The sequence below is a fragment of the Xenorhabdus aichiensis genome (assembly GCF_028598775.1).
GTDB classification, from domain to species: Bacteria; Pseudomonadota; Gammaproteobacteria; order Enterobacterales; family Enterobacteriaceae; genus Xenorhabdus; species Xenorhabdus bovienii.
The window spans coordinates 1-1,002 of the sequence record NZ_JAQRFO010000125.1 but is presented as its reverse complement, the minus strand read 5'-3'; the positions used below and the strand labels follow the sequence as shown (position 1 = coordinate 1,002).

At 42.9% G+C, this 1,002-nt stretch carries 3 protein-coding genes and 1 pseudogene; all 4 read right to left on the bottom strand.

The genetic code is table 11. From position 1 onward, the window contains the following. Nucleotides 1-89, bottom strand: a pseudogene (locus PSI22_RS21235) (MT-A70 family methyltransferase); the annotation flags it as partial. A 196-nt stretch (nucleotides 90-285) separates the two neighbouring features. Continuing rightward, on the bottom strand, nucleotides 286-567 hold the full coding sequence (locus PSI22_RS21230; RefSeq protein ID WP_273581459.1) for a hypothetical protein: 282 nt from the start codon (nucleotides 565-567) through the stop codon (nucleotides 286-288). After that, nucleotides 557-829, bottom strand: a complete 273-nt coding sequence (locus tag PSI22_RS21225; RefSeq protein ID WP_273581458.1) for a hypothetical protein — start codon at nucleotides 827-829, stop codon at nucleotides 557-559. Before PSI22_RS21225 ends, PSI22_RS21230 begins: the two co-directional genes overlap by 11 nt. Next, the coding region (locus tag PSI22_RS21610; RefSeq protein ID WP_370689057.1) for a zinc-finger-containing protein at nucleotides 829-1,002 on the bottom strand (174 nt) is incomplete at its 5' end. The genes PSI22_RS21225 and PSI22_RS21610, both read right to left, overlap by 1 nt.

Below are 1,002 nucleotides of genomic sequence, written 5' to 3'. Positions count from 1 at the left end.
GTGTAGTGATTGCTGGCTGCTCCGTTGCTGGCTGAGTTATTATATTGCCACGGGGGATCAGCTAATATCAGACTGTATTTTTGTTCCATTTCTCCGCCTATCCCGCTCATAATCCTCTCCGCACTCCCGACTACAGAATGCACCGTGTGTTGCTGGCTCCGTCTCACACCATCGGCACATCCCGTTGATGCTGGTTAGTGGTGGTAGTCGGTTCTGGAGCGCATGAGATATATTCAGCTCATTTAAATCATTCGCTGCGTCGATAATATCCATGATGTCCTCCTATCAATAAACAGTGATATATTGCCCGCAATCATTGCAGCAATATTCGTTAATATAACGCCCATCCTCCCCCCAATCATTAGAACCGCATCTACAGCGCAGAATGCAGATATGTTTCTCAGGAATGGTTATTTGGGGGAATTTTTCAATTGACATCTCATTATCAAAATGATAGCCATTGACTTTTATTTTATTTGTATTTCCGTTTCTGGTTACATAACAAAAATATACGTCGCTAGTGATTTTCATTGCAGTTGATTGGCATAAATCTGAATTAGTGGTCATCATTCCTCCGTGTTGCTGAAAATATTGGTTCGAATTCTATTTCAATATTAAATGTTCCGATTGACTCACCATCATCAAATACAGTTATTTCAATAGGCCGTCCCATTCCCTCCCAGCCATCATGCTCGCTCCAATAATCCTCAGCGCATTCCTCTGCTAAATATTTAGGATACGAGCGATCCCATTCTGGGTTTTCCAATGTGTATCTATCCGTTGGGTCATCTAAAACATTATTTCCAGTTACTGCATACTCGATTGGCATTATTTAAACTCCCTGCATATATTCGCTGCTTTATTACACATATCAGTATCAAACCAGCCGAAGTGGCAGCGGTTGGAACTAATTCCCAGCCGCCACGCTAACCATCTGTACGCATCCGTGCGTTCCCAGTTCCTGAATGCCCGCATCTGCTCAAATTTCTCTTTGCCATTCCG